The sequence below is a fragment of the Belnapia sp. AC561 genome (genome assembly GCF_979252845.1).
The window spans coordinates 86,236-100,802 of record NZ_CEEDBP010000006.1 but is presented as its reverse complement, the minus strand read 5'-3'; the positions used below and the strand labels follow the sequence as shown (position 1 = coordinate 100,802).

Annotated in this window: 13 protein-coding genes; 9 read left to right on the top strand and 4 right to left on the bottom strand. The window is 68.7% G+C overall.

The window, feature by feature from the left end:
* Window position 1: 1 nt before the first annotated feature.
* A complete protein-coding gene (gene pxpA, locus AC0IW9_RS07075; RefSeq protein ID WP_471647513.1) occupies window positions 2-724 on the top strand; it encodes a 5-oxoprolinase subunit PxpA in 723 nt (240 codons plus the stop codon).
* Here pxpA and AC0IW9_RS07070 read toward each other — a convergent pair.
* A complete protein-coding gene (locus AC0IW9_RS07070; RefSeq protein ID WP_471647512.1) occupies window positions 702-1,730 on the bottom strand; it encodes an amino acid ABC transporter substrate-binding protein in 1,029 nt (342 codons plus the stop codon). The genes pxpA and AC0IW9_RS07070 overlap by 23 nt on opposite strands.
* 72 nt (window positions 1,731-1,802) lie before the next feature.
* On the opposite strand from AC0IW9_RS07070, the gene AC0IW9_RS07065 reads away from it, so the two are divergent.
* Both AC0IW9_RS07065 and AC0IW9_RS07060 read left to right on the top strand, forming a co-directional pair.
* The gene (locus AC0IW9_RS07065; protein WP_471647511.1) at window positions 1,803-2,252 is read left to right on the top strand and encodes a GNAT family N-acetyltransferase; all 450 of its coding nucleotides are present in this window, start codon (window positions 1,803-1,805) and stop codon (window positions 2,250-2,252) included.
* Between the two features lie 89 nt (window positions 2,253-2,341).
* Window positions 2,342-3,301, top strand: coding sequence for a tripartite tricarboxylate transporter substrate binding protein (locus tag AC0IW9_RS07060; protein ID WP_471647510.1), 960 nt, complete (start codon window positions 2,342-2,344; stop codon window positions 3,299-3,301).
* Between the two features lie 6 nt (window positions 3,302-3,307).
* Here the strand turns inward: AC0IW9_RS07060 and AC0IW9_RS07055 are convergent, their stop codons facing one another.
* Window positions 3,308-3,886: a YqaA family protein gene (locus AC0IW9_RS07055; protein WP_471647509.1), complete on the bottom strand. Its 579-nt coding sequence runs from the start codon at window positions 3,884-3,886 to the stop codon at window positions 3,308-3,310.
* 176 nt (window positions 3,887-4,062) lie between these two features.
* Here AC0IW9_RS07055 and AC0IW9_RS07050 point away from each other — a divergent pair, with 176 nt between their 5' ends.
* Entirely contained in the window at window positions 4,063-5,310 is a 1,248-nt protein-coding gene (locus AC0IW9_RS07050; protein ID WP_471647508.1) for an MFS transporter, read from the top strand.
* On the opposite strand, the gene AC0IW9_RS07045 is transcribed toward AC0IW9_RS07050, so the two are convergent.
* Window positions 5,307-7,307: a TonB-dependent receptor gene (locus tag AC0IW9_RS07045; RefSeq protein WP_471647507.1), complete on the bottom strand. Its 2,001-nt coding sequence runs from the start codon at window positions 7,305-7,307 to the stop codon at window positions 5,307-5,309. The two genes, AC0IW9_RS07050 and AC0IW9_RS07045, sit on opposite strands and share 4 nt — an antisense overlap.
* Window positions 7,308-7,446: 139 nt before the next feature.
* On the opposite strand from AC0IW9_RS07045, the gene nikR reads away from it, so the two are divergent.
* Window positions 7,447-7,905 (top strand): nickel-responsive transcriptional regulator NikR, encoded by a 459-nt coding sequence (gene nikR, locus AC0IW9_RS07040; protein WP_471647506.1) that lies wholly within the window; start codon window positions 7,447-7,449, stop codon window positions 7,903-7,905.
* Window positions 7,906-8,035: 130 nt separating this feature from the next.
* Window positions 8,036-9,142: a DSD1 family PLP-dependent enzyme gene (locus AC0IW9_RS07035; protein ID WP_471647505.1), complete on the top strand. Its 1,107-nt coding sequence runs from the start codon at window positions 8,036-8,038 to the stop codon at window positions 9,140-9,142.
* A 57-nt stretch (window positions 9,143-9,199) separates the two neighbouring features.
* On the opposite strand, the gene AC0IW9_RS07030 is transcribed toward AC0IW9_RS07035, so the two are convergent.
* Window positions 9,200-10,330 carry a D-alanyl-D-alanine carboxypeptidase family protein gene (locus AC0IW9_RS07030; RefSeq protein ID WP_471647504.1) on the bottom strand — a complete coding sequence of 377 codons (1,131 nt, stop codon included), beginning with the start codon at window positions 10,328-10,330 and terminating at the stop codon, window positions 9,200-9,202.
* A gap of 366 nt (window positions 10,331-10,696) precedes the next feature.
* Here AC0IW9_RS07030 and AC0IW9_RS07025 point away from each other — a divergent pair, with 366 nt between their 5' ends.
* From AC0IW9_RS07025 to clpA, 3 genes are all read left to right on the top strand, one after another.
* Complete coding sequence (locus AC0IW9_RS07025; protein WP_471647503.1) at window positions 10,697-11,218, top strand: phasin family protein; 522 nt, start codon at window positions 10,697-10,699, stop codon at window positions 11,216-11,218.
* Window positions 11,219-11,597: 379 nt separating this feature from the next.
* Window positions 11,598-11,936: an ATP-dependent Clp protease adapter ClpS gene (gene clpS, locus AC0IW9_RS07020; RefSeq protein ID WP_471647502.1), complete on the top strand. Its 339-nt coding sequence runs from the start codon at window positions 11,598-11,600 to the stop codon at window positions 11,934-11,936.
* Window positions 11,937-12,177: 241 nt separating this feature from the next.
* Entirely contained in the window at window positions 12,178-14,544 is a 2,367-nt protein-coding gene (clpA, locus tag AC0IW9_RS07015) for an ATP-dependent Clp protease ATP-binding subunit ClpA (RefSeq protein ID WP_471647501.1), read from the top strand.
* Window positions 14,545-14,567 lie beyond the last annotated feature (23 nt).

Sequence of the window (14,567 nt, the reverse complement as noted above, 5' to 3'; positions counted from 1 at the left end):
CATGGCGACCATCAATTGCGACATGGGCGAGGGCTTCGGCCTTTATCGCATCGGCGACGACACGGCGCTGATGCCGCTGATCGATGTCGCCAACGTCGCCTGCGGCTTCCATGCCGCCGACCCGGTGCAGATGCGGGCGACGGTGCGGCTCGCCAAGGCGCATGGGGTGGCGGTGGGGGCGCATCCCTCCCTGCCGGACCTGCAGGGCTTCGGCCGGCGCGAGATGGCGATGGGCCGGGAGGAGCTGGCGGCCTGCCTGATCTATCAGATCGGCGCGCTGTCGGGCTTCCTCGCGGCCGAGGGCATGCCGCTGAACCACATCAAGCCGCATGGCGCGCTCTATGGGATGGCGGCGCGGCAGGCGCATGTGGCGGAGGCGATCTGCGACGCGGCGGATGTCTTCCGGGTGCCGATCTTCGGCCTGCCCGGCACCCTGCATGAGACGATCTACCCGGCCCGCGGCCATCGCTACGTCGCGGAATACTATGCCGACCTGGATTATACCGATGCCGGCGGGGTGATCATCACCCGCGAACACGCCCCGGTGGACCCCACCGAGGCCGCCGCCCGCTGCCGGCGGGCCATCGCCGAGGGGCGCGGCACCTCGATCAACGGTGCCGATATCATCGTGGGCCGCGACAGCATCTGCATCCATTCGGATACGCCGAATGCCGTCGCGGTGGCGGAGGCGGTGCGCGCCGCTATTGCCACAGCCAGGACATGAGCATCCCGCCGTCGGTCCAGAGGCGGTTCAGCCCGCGGTCCATGCCCAGCACCTTGCCCGGGCCGCGGTCGAAGACCTCGCCGTAATTGCCGACCTGACGGACGACCTCGAAGGCCCAACCTGCCGGCAGGCCCCAGCCGGTGCCGACATTCTCGGTCAGGCCGAGGAAACGGCGGATCTTGGGGTCGGTGGTGGTGGCGCGGATCTCGGCGACATTGGCCTGGGTAAGGCCCATCTCCTCGGCCTGGATCAGGGCGAAGACCGCCCAGCGGGTCAGCGCCGCCCATTCCGCGTCGCCGTTCCGCACCAGCACGCCATGCGGTTCCTTGAAGACCAGCTCCGGCAGCAGCACCAGGTCGGCCGGGTTCGGCGCGGCGGCGCGGTTGCCGGAGAGGTTGATCATGTCGTTGCTGATGGCATCGCAGCGCCCGGCCTGGAAGGCGGCCTGGATGCTGGGCGGCGTATCGAAGGGGATGGTGGTGATGCGGATGTTCTTCTGCCGCGCCCAGTCGGCCAGGTTGCGCTCGATCTCGCTGGCCAGCGTCGCGCAGAAGGTGGCGCCATCGAGCTGGGCGGCGGTGGTGACGTTCAGCCGCTTGTGCACCAGCACGCCCTGGCCGGTGAAGAAATGCGGCACGGTGATGGTGAGCCCGAGCTGGCTGTCGCGGGCGATGGTCAGCGCGGTGGTGCGGGAGAGCAGGTCGACCTCGCCCGATTGCAGGGCGGTGAAGCGGGTCGCGGTGGTGGTCGGAACGAAGCGGGCCTTGGAAGCATCGCCGAACATGGCGACCGCGACGGCGCGGCAGATATCCACGTCGAAGCCGCGCCAGATGCCGTTGGCATCCGGCTGGGACATGCCGGCGAGGCCGGTTGAGACGCCGCAGCGGACCTCGCCGTTGCGCTTGACCGCGTCGAAGGTACTGCCGGCCTCCGCCGTGGCGGCAAGCCCCAGGGCCAATGCCATGGGGGTGAAGATTCTTGCCCAGCCTGCCAGGATGCGTCGCATCGTCTGCCCTCCGGTCATGCCGTGACCGCGACGAGCATGGCGCCGCGACAGCTTGGCCGCCAAGGGGGGAAGATGTCGCCGACCACCCGCATTCGCCCGGCCGAAGCGCCGGACCTGCCGATTCTGCTGGCACTCTATCGGCACCTGAACACGGATGAGCCACCCGAGCCCGAGGTCGCGGCGCGGAGTTGGCAAGCGCTGCGGGACAATCCGGCGATCACCGTCTTCCTGGCGGAGGCCGATGGCATCGCCGTCGCCACTTGCATGCTGATCGTCACCCCCTGCCTGACCCGTTCGGCGCGGCCCTTCGGCCTGATCGAGAATGTGGTGACCCATGCCGCGCATCGGCAGCGGGGCCATGGCCGGGCGGTGCTGGCCGGCGCGCTCGAGGCTGCCTGGGCGCAGGGCTGCTACAAGGTGATGCTGCTGACCGGCTCGACGCTCGAGTCCACCATGCGCTTCTACGAAGGCGCCGGCTTCCGCCGCGGCGAGAAGACCGGCTTCGTCGCCCGTCCCGGCTGAACCCCGCCGGTATTGCAACGGCGTGGCCGGCATGGTCCGATCCGCGCCAAGGAGGCCGCGCGCAACAGCGGCGACCGGGGAGGATCATCATGGAACGACGCACCCTGCTGGCCGGGCTGGCCGGCCTGCCTTTGGCCACCCCCGCGCTGGCGCAGAGCAGCTATCCCGACCGCCCGCTGACCATGGTCATTGCCTTCCCGGCCGGCGGCGGCACCGATGTCGCGGCGCGGCCGCTGGCGCGGATCATGGAGAAGTACCTCGGCCAGGCGGTGGTCATCACCAACCGGCCCGGCGCCAGCGGCGAGATCGGCTTCACCGAACTCGCCCGGGCCAAGCCTGATGGCTATACGATCGGCTTCATCAATACGCCGACCATCGTCACCATCCCCATCGAGCGGCCGGCGACGCGCTTCCGGCTGGATGATTTCTCGCCGGTGCTGAACATCGTGGACGATCCGGGCGCCATCTGGGTGCTGCCGGACAGCCCGATCCGCACCGTCGCCGACCTGGTGGCGGAGGCGAAGCGGCGGCCGGGGCAGGTCAGCTACGGCACCTCGGGCATCGGCTCGGACGACCATCTGGCGGTGCTGGCGCTGGAGCGGGTGACGGGGACCAAGTTCCTGCACATCCCCTTCGCCGGCGGCGCCCCGGTGCGGACCGCGACCCTCTCGAAGCAGATCGACCTGGCGGTGACCAACATCGGCGAGGCGATTGGCGATTTCCGCCAGGGGCTGTTCCGGCCGATCGGCCAGATGGGCACGGCACGCTGGCCGGTGATGGCGGATGTGCCGACCTTCCGCGAACAGGGCTTCGATGTCGTCGAGGGCTCCATGCGCGGCCTCGCGGCGCCGGCCGGGCTGCCGCGGCCGGTGCTGGACCGCATCGTGGATGCCGCGCGCCGCGCGGCTGAGGATCCGGAATGGCAGGCGGTGGCGACGCAGCTGGCGCTACCGCTCCGCATCCTCGGCCCGGATGAGTACCGGGCCGAGCTGGTGGCGATGAAGACGCATTACGAGACGCTCTGGGCGCAGCATCCCTGGCGGGAATAGACGGCGCTAGATGAGCTTCAGCGCCAGGAAGCCGACCACGATGCCGGCGGCGGCGACGGTGGTGACCAGCGTCAGCCGGCGCTCGATGAAGTCGCGGATCGGCGGGCCGAAGCGGCGCAGCAGGAAGGCCAGCAGGAAGAAACGCGCGCCGCGGGTGACGACGCTGGCCACCAGGAAGACCACGAAGCTGAAATGCGCCGCGCCGGAGGCGATGGTGACGATCTTGTAGGGGATCGGCGTCAGCCCCTTGATGAGAATGACCAGCGCCCCCCAGCGGTCGTACCAGCCCTGGAAGGTGACCATGGCATCGGCATGGCCATAGGCACGGAGCACCGGCATCGCCAGGGCATCGAAGAGGTAGTAGCCGATGATATAGCCGAGGATGCCGCCCAGCACCGAAGCAACGGTGCAGATCGCCGCATAGCGATAGGCCGATTCCGGCTTGGCGATGCACATGGGAATGAGCATGGCGTCGGGCGGGATGGGGAAGAAGCTGCTCTCGGCGAAGCTGACGCCGGCGAGATAGGCCGGTGCGCGGCGATGGGCCGCCAGCGCCAGTACGCGGTCGTAGAGTGCACGCAGCATCGATGGTCCCCCGGGGCAATGCAGGGGGCCTTCGCATGCCACCGCCCCGGGCGCAATTCACGGGACGATGGCCCTGCACCACAAGCATGTGGGCGACAAGGGGCCATGCGCGCAGCGCGGTTGTCCGCAGGGGCCCTGCAATGCTCTCATGTCAGGCGAATGTGAGGAGACCATGCATGTCCGGCCTGACCGCCCCCGGCGCCCGTAGGGCGGTCGGCCTGCTGCTTGTCTGTGGCGTGGTGACCGCGGCCCTGGCCATGGGCCTGCGCCAGAGCCTGGGGCTGTTCCTCGCGCCGATGACCCAGGCCCATGGCTGGAGCGCCAGCGGCTTCGCCTTCGCCATCGCCCTGCAGGTGCTGGTGAACGGGCTGACCCAGCCGTTATGGGGCCAGATGGCGGACCGGATCGGTGGGCGCACCGTCATCATGATCGGCGCGTCGCTGCAGGTGGTGGCGCTGATCGGCATGGCGCTGTCGGACAGCCTGGTCTGGTTCACCTTCTTCGCCGGTGTGGTCATGGGCTGCGCGGTCTCCGCCGCGGGGATGCCGGTGGTGATGGCCAGCCTGACCCGGCTGCTGCCGGACAGCCTGCGCGGCCGGGCGACCGGGCTGGGCACGGCAGGCTCCTCCTTCGGGCAGTTCCTGGTGGTGCCCTTGGTCGCCTTCGGCATCTCGGGCGCGGGCTGGCAGGTGGCGATGCTGATCATCGCCGGCGTCTCCCTGTTCATGATCCCGCTGGCGCTGCCGCTGAACGACCAGGCGGCAAAGCCGGTCGCCGGGGCGCCGGCCGAGGAAAAGGCGGGCGTGGCGCTGCGCCGGGCGTTGGGCGACCCGACCTTCTGGTTCCTGTCCTTCGGTTTCTTCGTCTGTGGCGTCCACGTCAGCTTCATGGCGGTTCACCTGCCGGGCTTCGTCGCCAGCTGCCACCTGCCGCTCGGGGTCGGGGCGGCGGCCATCAGCCTGATCGGGCTGTTCAACGTGGCGGGCTCGCTGACCGCGGGCGAGCTTTCGAGCAAGTGGAAGCGGCGGGAGTTGCTGGTCCTCATCTATGCCGCGCGCGGCGTGCTGATGGGGGGCTTCATGATGGTGGAGAAGACGACCACCAGCGTGCTGGTCTTCTCCGCGATCATGGGGCTGCTGTGGCTCAGCACGGTGCCGCCGACGGTCGCGCTCTGTGCCCGGAATTTCGGGACGCGCTGGCTGGCGACGATCTTCGGGCTGGTCTTCCTGGGGCATCAGGTCGGCGGCTTCACCGGCGCCTGGCTGGGCGGCGTCATCTTCGACCAGACCGGCAGCTATGACCGGATGTGGCTGATCGCGGTGATCGCCGCCTTCGCCGGGGCGATCTTCTCCGCCTTCTGCCGGGATGGCGCGCCGACGGCCAAGGCGCCGCCGGTGCCGGTGGGGCGGACCGCCGAGGCCTAAAGGCTGGCGGCGAGGGTGAAGCGGAGGGCCAGCGGCTCCGCCGGGTGGAAGTGGCGGTCCTCCACACCGGCGGCCGGCTCGCCGGGCAGGCGGGAGGCGTAGAAGTAGTCGATCTGGCTGGCCTTGGTGTCGAACAGGTTGAAGGCTTCGAGCTGCATCCTGAGGCCGTTGCCGAAGCGGTAGCCGAGGCGGGCATTGACCAGGGCGGTGGCGCGGGAGCGCTGGCTATTGTCCTCGGTCAGCGGGCGGGCACCGAAATAGCGGAGGCGGGCGGCGCCGAACCAGCCGAGGCCCTCGTCCACCGTGATGCCGGTGGCGAGGACGAGGTTGGGCGCGCCGGGGATGTAGCGCCCGGCGGGGTCCGCCTCGGTGAAGCGCGCCCGGGTCGCCGCGATATCGAGGTCGAGCGCGAGCCAGGGAAGGGCCTGGTAGCGGTTGGTCCATTCGATGCCGAGGCGGCGGCTGGCGCGGCTGGGCTCGGTGGTGCCGGCATCGCCGAGGAAGAGGATCTCGGAGCCGAGGGTAAGGACAAAGGCGGCGAGGCGCGAGTCGAGACCGGGCAGGATGCGGGTGGCGAGGCCGAGTTCGGCACCCTTGGCGCGGACAAGCAGCGGGACCCGGGTGAGGGGGGCCAGCCGATCCGTGGGATCGACCCGGATGGTGGCGCCGCGCAGGTCGTTGCTGTGGAAGCCGCTGCCGGCATTGAGGAAGAGCTCGGTCGCGGCCCAGGGGCCGAGCACGATCCCCGCCTTGGGGCTGGCGATCCATTCCCCGGCCGCGCCGGAATTCTCCGCCGTATCGCTACGCACCCGGCCGCCGACCCAATCGGCCTGTAGGCCGCCGCTCAGCCGCAGCCAGTCGCCCAGCCGCCAGGTGCTGTTGGTGAAGACCCCGAGGCTGTCCTGGCGCACCCGATCCTCCCGGATGGTCGAGAGCGGCGTGCGGGCGACTGTGCGGGTGAGGGAGAGGCGGATGTCGTCGTGCCGCGCCTGCACGCCGATGCGGGTCACCACCTCCCGCCCGGCCAGGGTCCAGGGCAGGCTTTGGGAAACCTCGCCGCCCAGGACCCAGCGCCGGTCAGCCTGGGTGAATTGGTCGCCATTCAGCGGATCATCGAGGAAATAGGTGAAGTTGTTGACGAGGTTGAGCGTCGAGCGAATGGCATAGGCGCTGACCCGGGTGGTGCCCCAGTCGCCCGTGCCGGTCCAGCGGCCCGAGAGGCTGTGGCGTTCCGCCCGGCCGCCATCGGTGGGGTCCAGGGTGCCGAAGCGATCGACCAGTCCCGCCGAAACGGCCCGGGCGGGCACCTGGTCCGTCGCGTGCCAGCGGTTGGCGTAGCTCATCGCGGTTAGGGAGAAGCCGTCGCCGGCGGTGCCCTGGGTGTAGCGGAGCAGGCCGGTGAGGCGCTGCAACTGGTCGCCGCGGCGCCAGGGCCCGTCATAGGTAGCGGCCTCACCGGCGGCCAGCAGCACGCCATTGCCAAGGCGCTGGGAGCCGGCGGCGAGGCCGCGCCAATAGCCGTAGCTGCCGGTGGTGACCTGGAAGAATGGACGCTCCAGGCTATCGATCAGGTCCAGCCGCATGCTGCCGGCGGTGGCGAAGTCGCCGTCCTCGGCCGCATAGGGGCCTTTGCGGATGGTCAGGCCGCCGAGCAATTCGGGGATCAGGAAATTCAGGTCTGCATAGCCCTGGCCATGTGCATGGGTGCGCATGTTGACCGGCATGCCGTCGACGCTGATGGCGAGGTCGGTGCCGTGGTCCAGGTTGAAGCCGCGGAGGAAATACTGGTTCGCCTTTCCCTCCCCGCTGTGCTGGGTGACGATCAGGCCGGTTGCCGCTTCCAGTGCCTCGCCGATCCGTGCGATGGGGCGGGCCGCGATCTGGCCGGCATCGAGGCGCATGTCGCTGGCGGCGGAGGCCGTGGCGCGCGGGGCGGTGACGACGAGATCCGGGAGGGTGACGTCCTGGGCCGCGCCCTGCGGGATCGTGGCGGCCATCGCCAGCCATGCAGCCCCACACCGGGCCAGCCGTTTCGCCAAGACCTGATCCTCATACTTATCTTGGGAAAGCTCACACGCTTGTTGCCGCGGCCGCAACCCCGGGCGCATGCTGGTCGGGGTCGCAAGGGCAGGATTCATGGAACGGGTGACCATCACCATCGACGAGGCCTTGCTGGCCAGCATCGACCGGCTCGCCGAGCGGAAGGGCTATGCCAGCCGGTCCGAGGCCGTGCGGGACCTAGTGCGGGATGCGGTGGACCGGGAAGCGCCGGAGGATGCCGCGGCGCCCTGCGTCGCCACGCTCAGCTATGTCTATGACCATGCGGTGCGCGACCTGGCGCGGCGGCTGACCCAGTCCCACCACGACCACCATGATCTGGCCGTCGCCAGCATGCATGTGCATCTGGATCATGCCGCCTGCCTGGAGGTGGCCGTGCTGCGCGGGCCCTCCGGCGCGGTGCGGCGCTTCGCCGATGCGGTCACCAGCCAGCGGGGTGTCCGCCACCACAGCCTGCACCTTGTCCCGGCGACGGAGGAGGAGGCGCGGCATGACCATGGCGCCGGGGCGCATAGCCACCCGCATACGCATGCCTGACCGAGGGCACCGCGGCGCTGACCCTGCCGCGGCCCGGGGGGGCTGGACGCGGCGCCGGCCGGGCCCGACCATTGGAACCTGTCCCGGCGCGGGGTACCGCGGCCGTCCCTGACCCATCGGAGCACCCGTTATGCCGCAGCCGCCGCCCGCCACCCCCGGCATGCCGGAAGATGAAATCGATACGCCGGCGCTGGTGCTCGACCTCGATGCCTTCGAGGCCAATCTGGACCACATGGCCGGCTTCCTGGCGAAGACACCGGTGAAGCTCCGGGCGCATGCGAAGACCCACAAGTCGCCGGTCATCGCCCGGCTGCAGATGGCTCGCGGCGCCGTCGGCCAATGCGTGCAGAAGGTGGCGGAAGCCGAGGTGCTGGCCTGGGGTGGCATCCCGGACATCCTGGTCAGCAACCAGGTGGTGGGCGCCGGGAAGCTGGCGCGGCTGGCGGCGCTGCAGGGGATCAGCAAGGTCTCGGTCTGCGTCGACGATGCCCTGCAGGTCGCGGCGCTGGAGCAGGCGGCGGCGGCGGCCAATACCCGACTGACGGTGCTGATCGAGATCGATTGCGGCGCCTCCCGCTGCGGGGTCGAGGCGGGACCGCCGACGGTGGCGCTTGCCAAGCACATCGCCGCCAGCCCGCACCTGATCTTCGGCGGGCTGCAATCCTATCAGGGCAGCGCCCAGCACAAGCGCAGTCCGGAGGAACGTGCCGCGGCGATCGGCCATGCGGTGGAGCTGACCCGGCGCAGCGTGGAACAACTCGCGCAGCAGGGGCTCGGCTGCGCCATCGTCGGCGGCGGCGGCACCGGCACCTTCGAGAATGAAGTCGCCAGCGGGGTCTATACGGAGATCCAGGCCGGTTCCTATGCCTTCATGGATGCCGACTATGCCCGCAACGACAGCCCGCCGCCCTTCCGCCAGAGCCTTTTCGTGCTGGCCACCGTGATGAGTCGGGCGATCCCCGGCGTCGCGGTGGTCGATGCCGGCCATAAGGCGGTGACGATCGACAGCGGGTTGCCGCTGGTGCATGGCCGTGCCGGGCTGCGCTATGTCGGGGCCTCGGATGAGCACGGCAAGCTGCTGATCGAGGATGGCGAGGCGCCCGCCCTGGGCGAGAAGCTGCGGCTGGTGCCGGGCCATTGCGACCCGACGGTGGATCGCTACGACTGGTATGTCGGGGTCCGCAAGGGACGGGTGGAATGCCTCTGGCCGGTCGCGGCGCGCGGCGCCATGGGGTGACGCGAGGCTAGGCGGGCAGGCGGGCCATGGCTGGCCCGCCCTGCCGCCGGGGCTGCGTCAGCGGCGCTGGGGCTTGGCAGCCTTGCCGCTGGGGCGGGTTGCGGGCTGGTGGACCGGGCGGACCGTGGGGCGGCTCAGGCCGCGGCTGGTATCACCCTGCTCGATCCGTGCAGCGGCCGCCGGAGGACGGGGATTGCGGGCGGTCACGGTCCGCAGCAGTGGTGGCCGTGCCGCCGTGACCTGCGGCGCCGGCCGGCCGGCACGCGGCGTGGCCCTGGCCGGGGCCGTGACGAGCTGCGGACGGCCCTGGCTTCGGGCGCTGCGCATCGGGGCTGCCTGGGCTGCCGCCATCAGGGGCGGCAGGCTCCGGTGCACGGTCGGGGTGACGCCCATCTGGATGAAGCCCTGATCCAGCAGGGCCATCATGTGGCGGTCGCGTTCACGCCCGGTGCGGCCACCGAAGACGGCGGCGACCAGGCGCACGCCCTCCCGCTGGGTGCTGGCGACCAGGTTGAAGCCGCTGTCGTTCACGTAGCCGGTCTTGATGCCGTCGGTGCCCTCGTATTCCTGCAGCAGACGGTTGTGGTTCCAGTGCGTGCGGCCGCGGAAGACGAAATGCGGAGTGGAGAAGAAGCTGTAGCGGTTGGGATGGTCCTGCATCAGCCGCCGGCCGAGCAGGGCCATGTCCCGCGCGGTGGTGACCTGATCCAGGTCCGGCAGGCCGGAGGCATTGCGGAAGGTGGTCCGGGTCATCCCGAGCGCCCGGGCCTTCATGGTCATCATCTGGGCGAAGCGCTCCTCGGAGCCGCCGCCGAGGTATTCGCCGAGCGCCGCCGCCGCGTCATTGGCGGATTTGGTCACCAGGGCGAGGATCGCCTCCTCGACCGTCAGGGTCATGCCCGAGGTCAGGCCGAGGCGGGACGGCGGCATGGATGCGGCATTGCCCGAGACGCGCAGGACGCTGTCGAGGGTGGTGCGGCCGTCGCGCAGGGCCTCGAAGGCCAGGTAGACCGTCATCATCTTGGTGAGCGAGGCCGGATAGCGCTGCTCATCCGGGCTGGCGGCGATGAGCGTATTGCCGGTCCGGGCATCGGTCACGATGGCGGAGTAACGTTCGCTGCCGATCTGAGCCCGGGCGCCGGTTGCGAGCAGGATGGATAGTGCCAGGCCGAAGCCCAGGCGCGACATGGCACGGATCCGCAAGATCGAAGCCCCCCGATGCGAAGCCTGCCCCCGCAAGCTGTCGAATCGCCTTCACAATACCGGCGCTGCGGTGGGGCTGTCCACGGGAATGGAAGAGGAACACTTGCAATGCAAAGGCTTAGCCGGGCGAGCCTGCGTGGCATCGCAACTTCCCTTGGCTCTGCTCAAGAAGTCTTCGAAACTTTAAATTGGCGGTGAAATGCTGCGCTGCAAAAATTGCTTGCAATGCTCGGGTGGGCTGCCTTACATAGCGCCATGTTGCACTGCAGCAAATCGGTCGGGCCCGAAGCCGCAAGGTGAGACGGGCAACGCCCGAAACAGGGTCGTTGGACCCCCTTCGAGGAGCTACGCATGTCGGTGATTTCTGAGCCCAAGGCGGCGGATGTGAAGAAGCTGGTGAATGATGCGGCTGCCGCTGGCGCTGCCAAGACCCAGAAGCTGATTGGTACCGGCGCCGCGCAGGCGCAAGTCACGATGGAGAAGAACATGGACCAGGCAACGAAGGCGACCGACGGCATGATGAAGGCGGCCGAGCAGGCGGCGGAATTCGGCCGCGGCAATGCCGAAGCCTTCACCAAGGCGACCCAGGTCTATTTCGCCGGCGTGCAGGACCTCGGCAAGCAGACCATGGCGCTGATGCAGGGCCTGAGCGAGCATGCCATCGCCAGCGCCAAGGCGCTGTCCTCGGTGAAGAGCCTGAAGGAGGCCACCGAGATCCAGACCTCCTACACCCGCAGCGCGATCGAGAAGACGCTGGCCGAGACGACGAAGCTGCAGGAAGCCTCCCTGAAGCTGGTCGAGGCCTCCTTCGCGCCGATCTCCGCGCGCATGACCCTCGCGGTCGAGACCATGTCCAAGCCGATCACGGCCTGAGGCGCAGGGATCGCGCCACCGGCCCTGCGGGGCTGGTGGCAGGTTCGGGGCCCGGCCCCGGCACCTTCGCATTGCGGAGGATGCCGGGCCGGGCCCTTTTCATGTCCGGCCCGGGCGGCCGCGGCCGGCACCCCGGGCCGCGTTTCCGGCCTGGCGAGCTTCCGGTAACCCTTTCCCTGCTAGGGTGGGGTGCCCATATCGCACTCAGAACCCCGCTGGGCACTTCACCTTGCGCCATTCGGGGCGATATCCTGTCTGGCAGGCCGGCTCGACCGGCATGCCAGGATACCCGCAGGCGGGTGCAGGCCTGCCCACCAGGAACCCCATGAGCGATCAGGACAAGCGGATTATCGGACCGGCAGGCAGGGGATCGGCACCCATGGGCGCGAATCCCCCCGGTGGGACCCCGCCGGGGGACACGACGCCCAATACCGGCGTGGTGGTGAAGACCCGGCCGCGCACCAAAAAGCCGGCCATGTACAAGGTCTTGATGCTGAACGACGACTACACGCCGATGGAATTCGTCGTGCATGTCCTCGAGCGCTTCTTCCAGAAGAACCGGGAGGAGGCGACGCGGATCATGCTGCATGTGCATCGCCGCGGCGTCGGGGTCTGCGGCGTCTATACCTATGAGGTGGCCGAGACCAAGGTCACGCAGGTGATGGACCTGGCTCGCCAGAACCAGCATCCTTTGCAGTGCACGATCGAAAAGGAATGATCGCATCGGGCCAGCGGCCTGGTGCATCATCGCCATCCGGCGAATGCGGCCCCAGCCGGTGCCGCCCAGGGTTGTATCCCAACAAGAACGGCACCCCGCCGAACGGGGGGCTCGTCCCGGGTTACCGGAACGCCCAGCTTCTGATCGATAGTTTGACCATACGACGGTTTTTTCAGGGGAAACCCACCCTCGTGTCCGGATGTTCCTGGCATGTTGGGTTCCAACGGGGAGCGTCTTGAGCATGTTGTCCCGCAATCTCGAGCAGACGCTCCATCGCGCCCTCGGCCTCGCCAATGAGCGCCGGCATGAATACGCGACTCTGGAGCACCTGCTTCTCGCCCTGACCGACGACACCGATGCCGCAACCGTCCTGCGCGCCTGCGGCGTCGACAACGACAAGCTGAAGCGCGACCTGACCGAATTCCTGGACAAGGATCTGGCCGGGTTGGTGACGGAGCGCGCTGGCGACCCCAAGCCCACCGCCGGCTTCCAGCGGGTGGTCCAGCGGGCCGCGATCCATGTCCAGTCCTCCGGCCGGGACGAGGTGTCGGGCGCCAATGTGCTGGTCGCCCTCTTCTCCGAGCGGGAGAGCCATGCCGTCTATTTCCTGCAGCTGCAGGACATGACCCGGCTGGATGCGGTGAATTTCATCAGCCATGGCATCGCCAAGGCGCCGGGCCGCACCTCCAACCGTCCGGTCCAGGGTACGCCGACCGCCTCCTCCAACCCATCCGGGCCTTCCGAGGAGCCGGAGAAGGAGGAGAAGCCGCGTGGTGGTCGCAGCCAGGATGCGCTGTCCAATTACTGCGTGAACCTGAACAAGAAGGCCGCGGCCGGGAAGATCGACCCGCTGATCGGCCGCGATCAGGAAATCGAGCGGACCATCCAGATCCTCTGCCGCCGGACCAAGAACAACCCGCTCTATGTGGGTGATCCGGGCGTGGGCAAGACCGCCATCGCCGAAGGCCTGGCCAAGCGCATCATCGAGGGCGACGTGCCCGAGGTGCTGGCGAAGTCGACCATCTATGCGCTGGACATGGGCAGCCTGCTCGCCGGTACCCGCTACCGCGGCGATTTCGAGGAGCGGCTGAAGGCCGTGGTGAACGAGCTGGAGCAGCAGCCCGGCTCCGTCCTCTTCATCGACGAGATCCATACGGTGATCGGCGCCGGTGCGACCAGCGGTGGGGCGATGGATGCCTCCAACCTGCTGAAGCCGGCGCTGGCCCAAGGGACGCTGCGTTGCGTCGGGTCCACGACCTACAAGGAATACCGCAACTACTTCGAGAAGGACCGCGCCCTGGTGCGGCGCTTCCAGAAGATCGACGTAAACGAGCCCTCGGTCGAGGACGCGGTCAAGATCCTGACCGGCCTCAAGACCAACTACGAGAAGCACCACAAGGTACGCTACACGCCGGAAGCCATCCGGGCGGCGGTGGAGCTTTCCGCGAAGTACATCCATGACCGCAAGCTGCCGGACAAGGCGATCGACGTGATCGACGAAGTCGGCGCCTCCCGCATGCTCCAGCCGGAAGGCAAGCGGCGGAAGACGGTCACCCTGAAGGACGTCGAGGAGATCGTGGCGAAGATCGCCCGGATCCCACCCAAGACCGTCTCCAACGACGACAAGGAGACGCTCCGCACCCTGGAGCGCGACCTGAAGTCCATGGTCTTCGGCCAGGAGAAGGCGATCGAGTCGCTGTCCTCGGCCATCAAGCTGTCCCGGGCGGGGCTGCGTGATGCCGAGAAGCCGATCGGCAACTACCTGTTCAGCGGCCCGACCGGCGTCGGCAAGACCGAGGTCGCGAAGCAACTCGCCAAGACGCTCGGCATCGAGCTGATCCGCTTCGACATGTCCGAATACATGGAGCGGCACAGCATCAGCCGGCTGATCGGCGCGCCGCCGGGCTATGTCGGCTTCGACCAGGGTGGGCTGCTGACCGACAGCATCGACCAACATCCGCATGCGGTGCTGCTGCTCGATGAGATCGAGAAGGCGCATCAGGATCTCTACAACATCCTGTTGCAGGTGATGGACCATGGGAAGCTGACCGACCACAACGGCAAGACGGTCGATTTCCGTAACGTGATCCTCATCATGACCACCAATGCGGGGGCTTCCGACATGGCCAAGCCGGCGATCGGCTTCGGGCGTGAGGCGCGCAGCGGCGAGGATACCGATGCGATCCAGCGGATGTTCACCCCCGAATTCCGCAACCGGCTGGATGCGGTGGTGCCCTTCGCCGGGCTGACGCCGGAGATCGTCGGCCAGGTGGTCGAGAAGTTCGTGATGCAGCTGGAAGCCCAGCTCGCGGACCGGAACGTGACCATCGAGCTGTCCTCGGCCGCCAAGGAATGGCTGGCGGAGAAGGGCTACGACCCGCTGAATGGCGCCCGGCCGCTGGCCCGCGTCATCCAGGAATACATCAAGAAGCCGCTCGCCGAGGAATTGCTCTTCGGCAAGCTGGTGAAGGGTGGTTCCGTGAAGGTCAATCTGCGCGATGGCGCCCTGGCCTTCGACTACCAGGAAGCCGCCGCCCCCGCCCTGCCGAAGCCCGAGGAAGGGCCCGGCGATGGCGAGGCGGAGAAGGAGCCGGAGGCGGTGGAGTAGCCCTTCGCCTCAAGCCGGGTGAG

What these genes read in the sequence shown, in the direction of transcription:
- clpS (WP_471647502.1), top strand. Translation starts at nt 11,598, where the DNA reads ATGGGCGCGAATCCCCCCGGTGGGACCCCGCCGGGGGACACGACGCCC.
- AC0IW9_RS07070 (WP_471647512.1), bottom strand. Translation starts at nt 1,730, where the DNA reads ATGCGACGCATCCTGGCAGGCTGGGCAAGAATCTTCACCCCCATGGCA.
- AC0IW9_RS07065 (WP_471647511.1), top strand. Translation starts at nt 1,803, where the DNA reads ATGTCGCCGACCACCCGCATTCGCCCGGCCGAAGCGCCGGACCTGCCG.
- nikR (WP_471647506.1), top strand. Translation starts at nt 7,447, where the DNA reads ATGGAACGGGTGACCATCACCATCGACGAGGCCTTGCTGGCCAGCATC.
- AC0IW9_RS07025 (WP_471647503.1), top strand. Translation starts at nt 10,697, where the DNA reads ATGTCGGTGATTTCTGAGCCCAAGGCGGCGGATGTGAAGAAGCTGGTG.
- AC0IW9_RS07045 (WP_471647507.1), bottom strand. Translation starts at nt 7,307, where the DNA reads ATGGCCGCCACGATCCCGCAGGGCGCGGCCCAGGACGTCACCCTCCCG.
- AC0IW9_RS07055 (WP_471647509.1), bottom strand. Translation starts at nt 3,886, where the DNA reads ATGCTGCGTGCACTCTACGACCGCGTACTGGCGCTGGCGGCCCATCGC.
- AC0IW9_RS07060 (WP_471647510.1), top strand. Translation starts at nt 2,342, where the DNA reads ATGGAACGACGCACCCTGCTGGCCGGGCTGGCCGGCCTGCCTTTGGCC.
- AC0IW9_RS07035 (WP_471647505.1), top strand. Translation starts at nt 8,036, where the DNA reads ATGCCGCAGCCGCCGCCCGCCACCCCCGGCATGCCGGAAGATGAAATC.
- AC0IW9_RS07050 (WP_471647508.1), top strand. Translation starts at nt 4,063, where the DNA reads ATGTCCGGCCTGACCGCCCCCGGCGCCCGTAGGGCGGTCGGCCTGCTG.
- pxpA (WP_471647513.1), top strand. Translation starts at nt 2, where the DNA reads ATGGCGACCATCAATTGCGACATGGGCGAGGGCTTCGGCCTTTATCGC.
- AC0IW9_RS07030 (WP_471647504.1), bottom strand. Translation starts at nt 10,330, where the DNA reads ATGTCGCGCCTGGGCTTCGGCCTGGCACTATCCATCCTGCTCGCAACC.
- clpA (WP_471647501.1), top strand. Translation starts at nt 12,178, where the DNA reads ATGTTGTCCCGCAATCTCGAGCAGACGCTCCATCGCGCCCTCGGCCTC.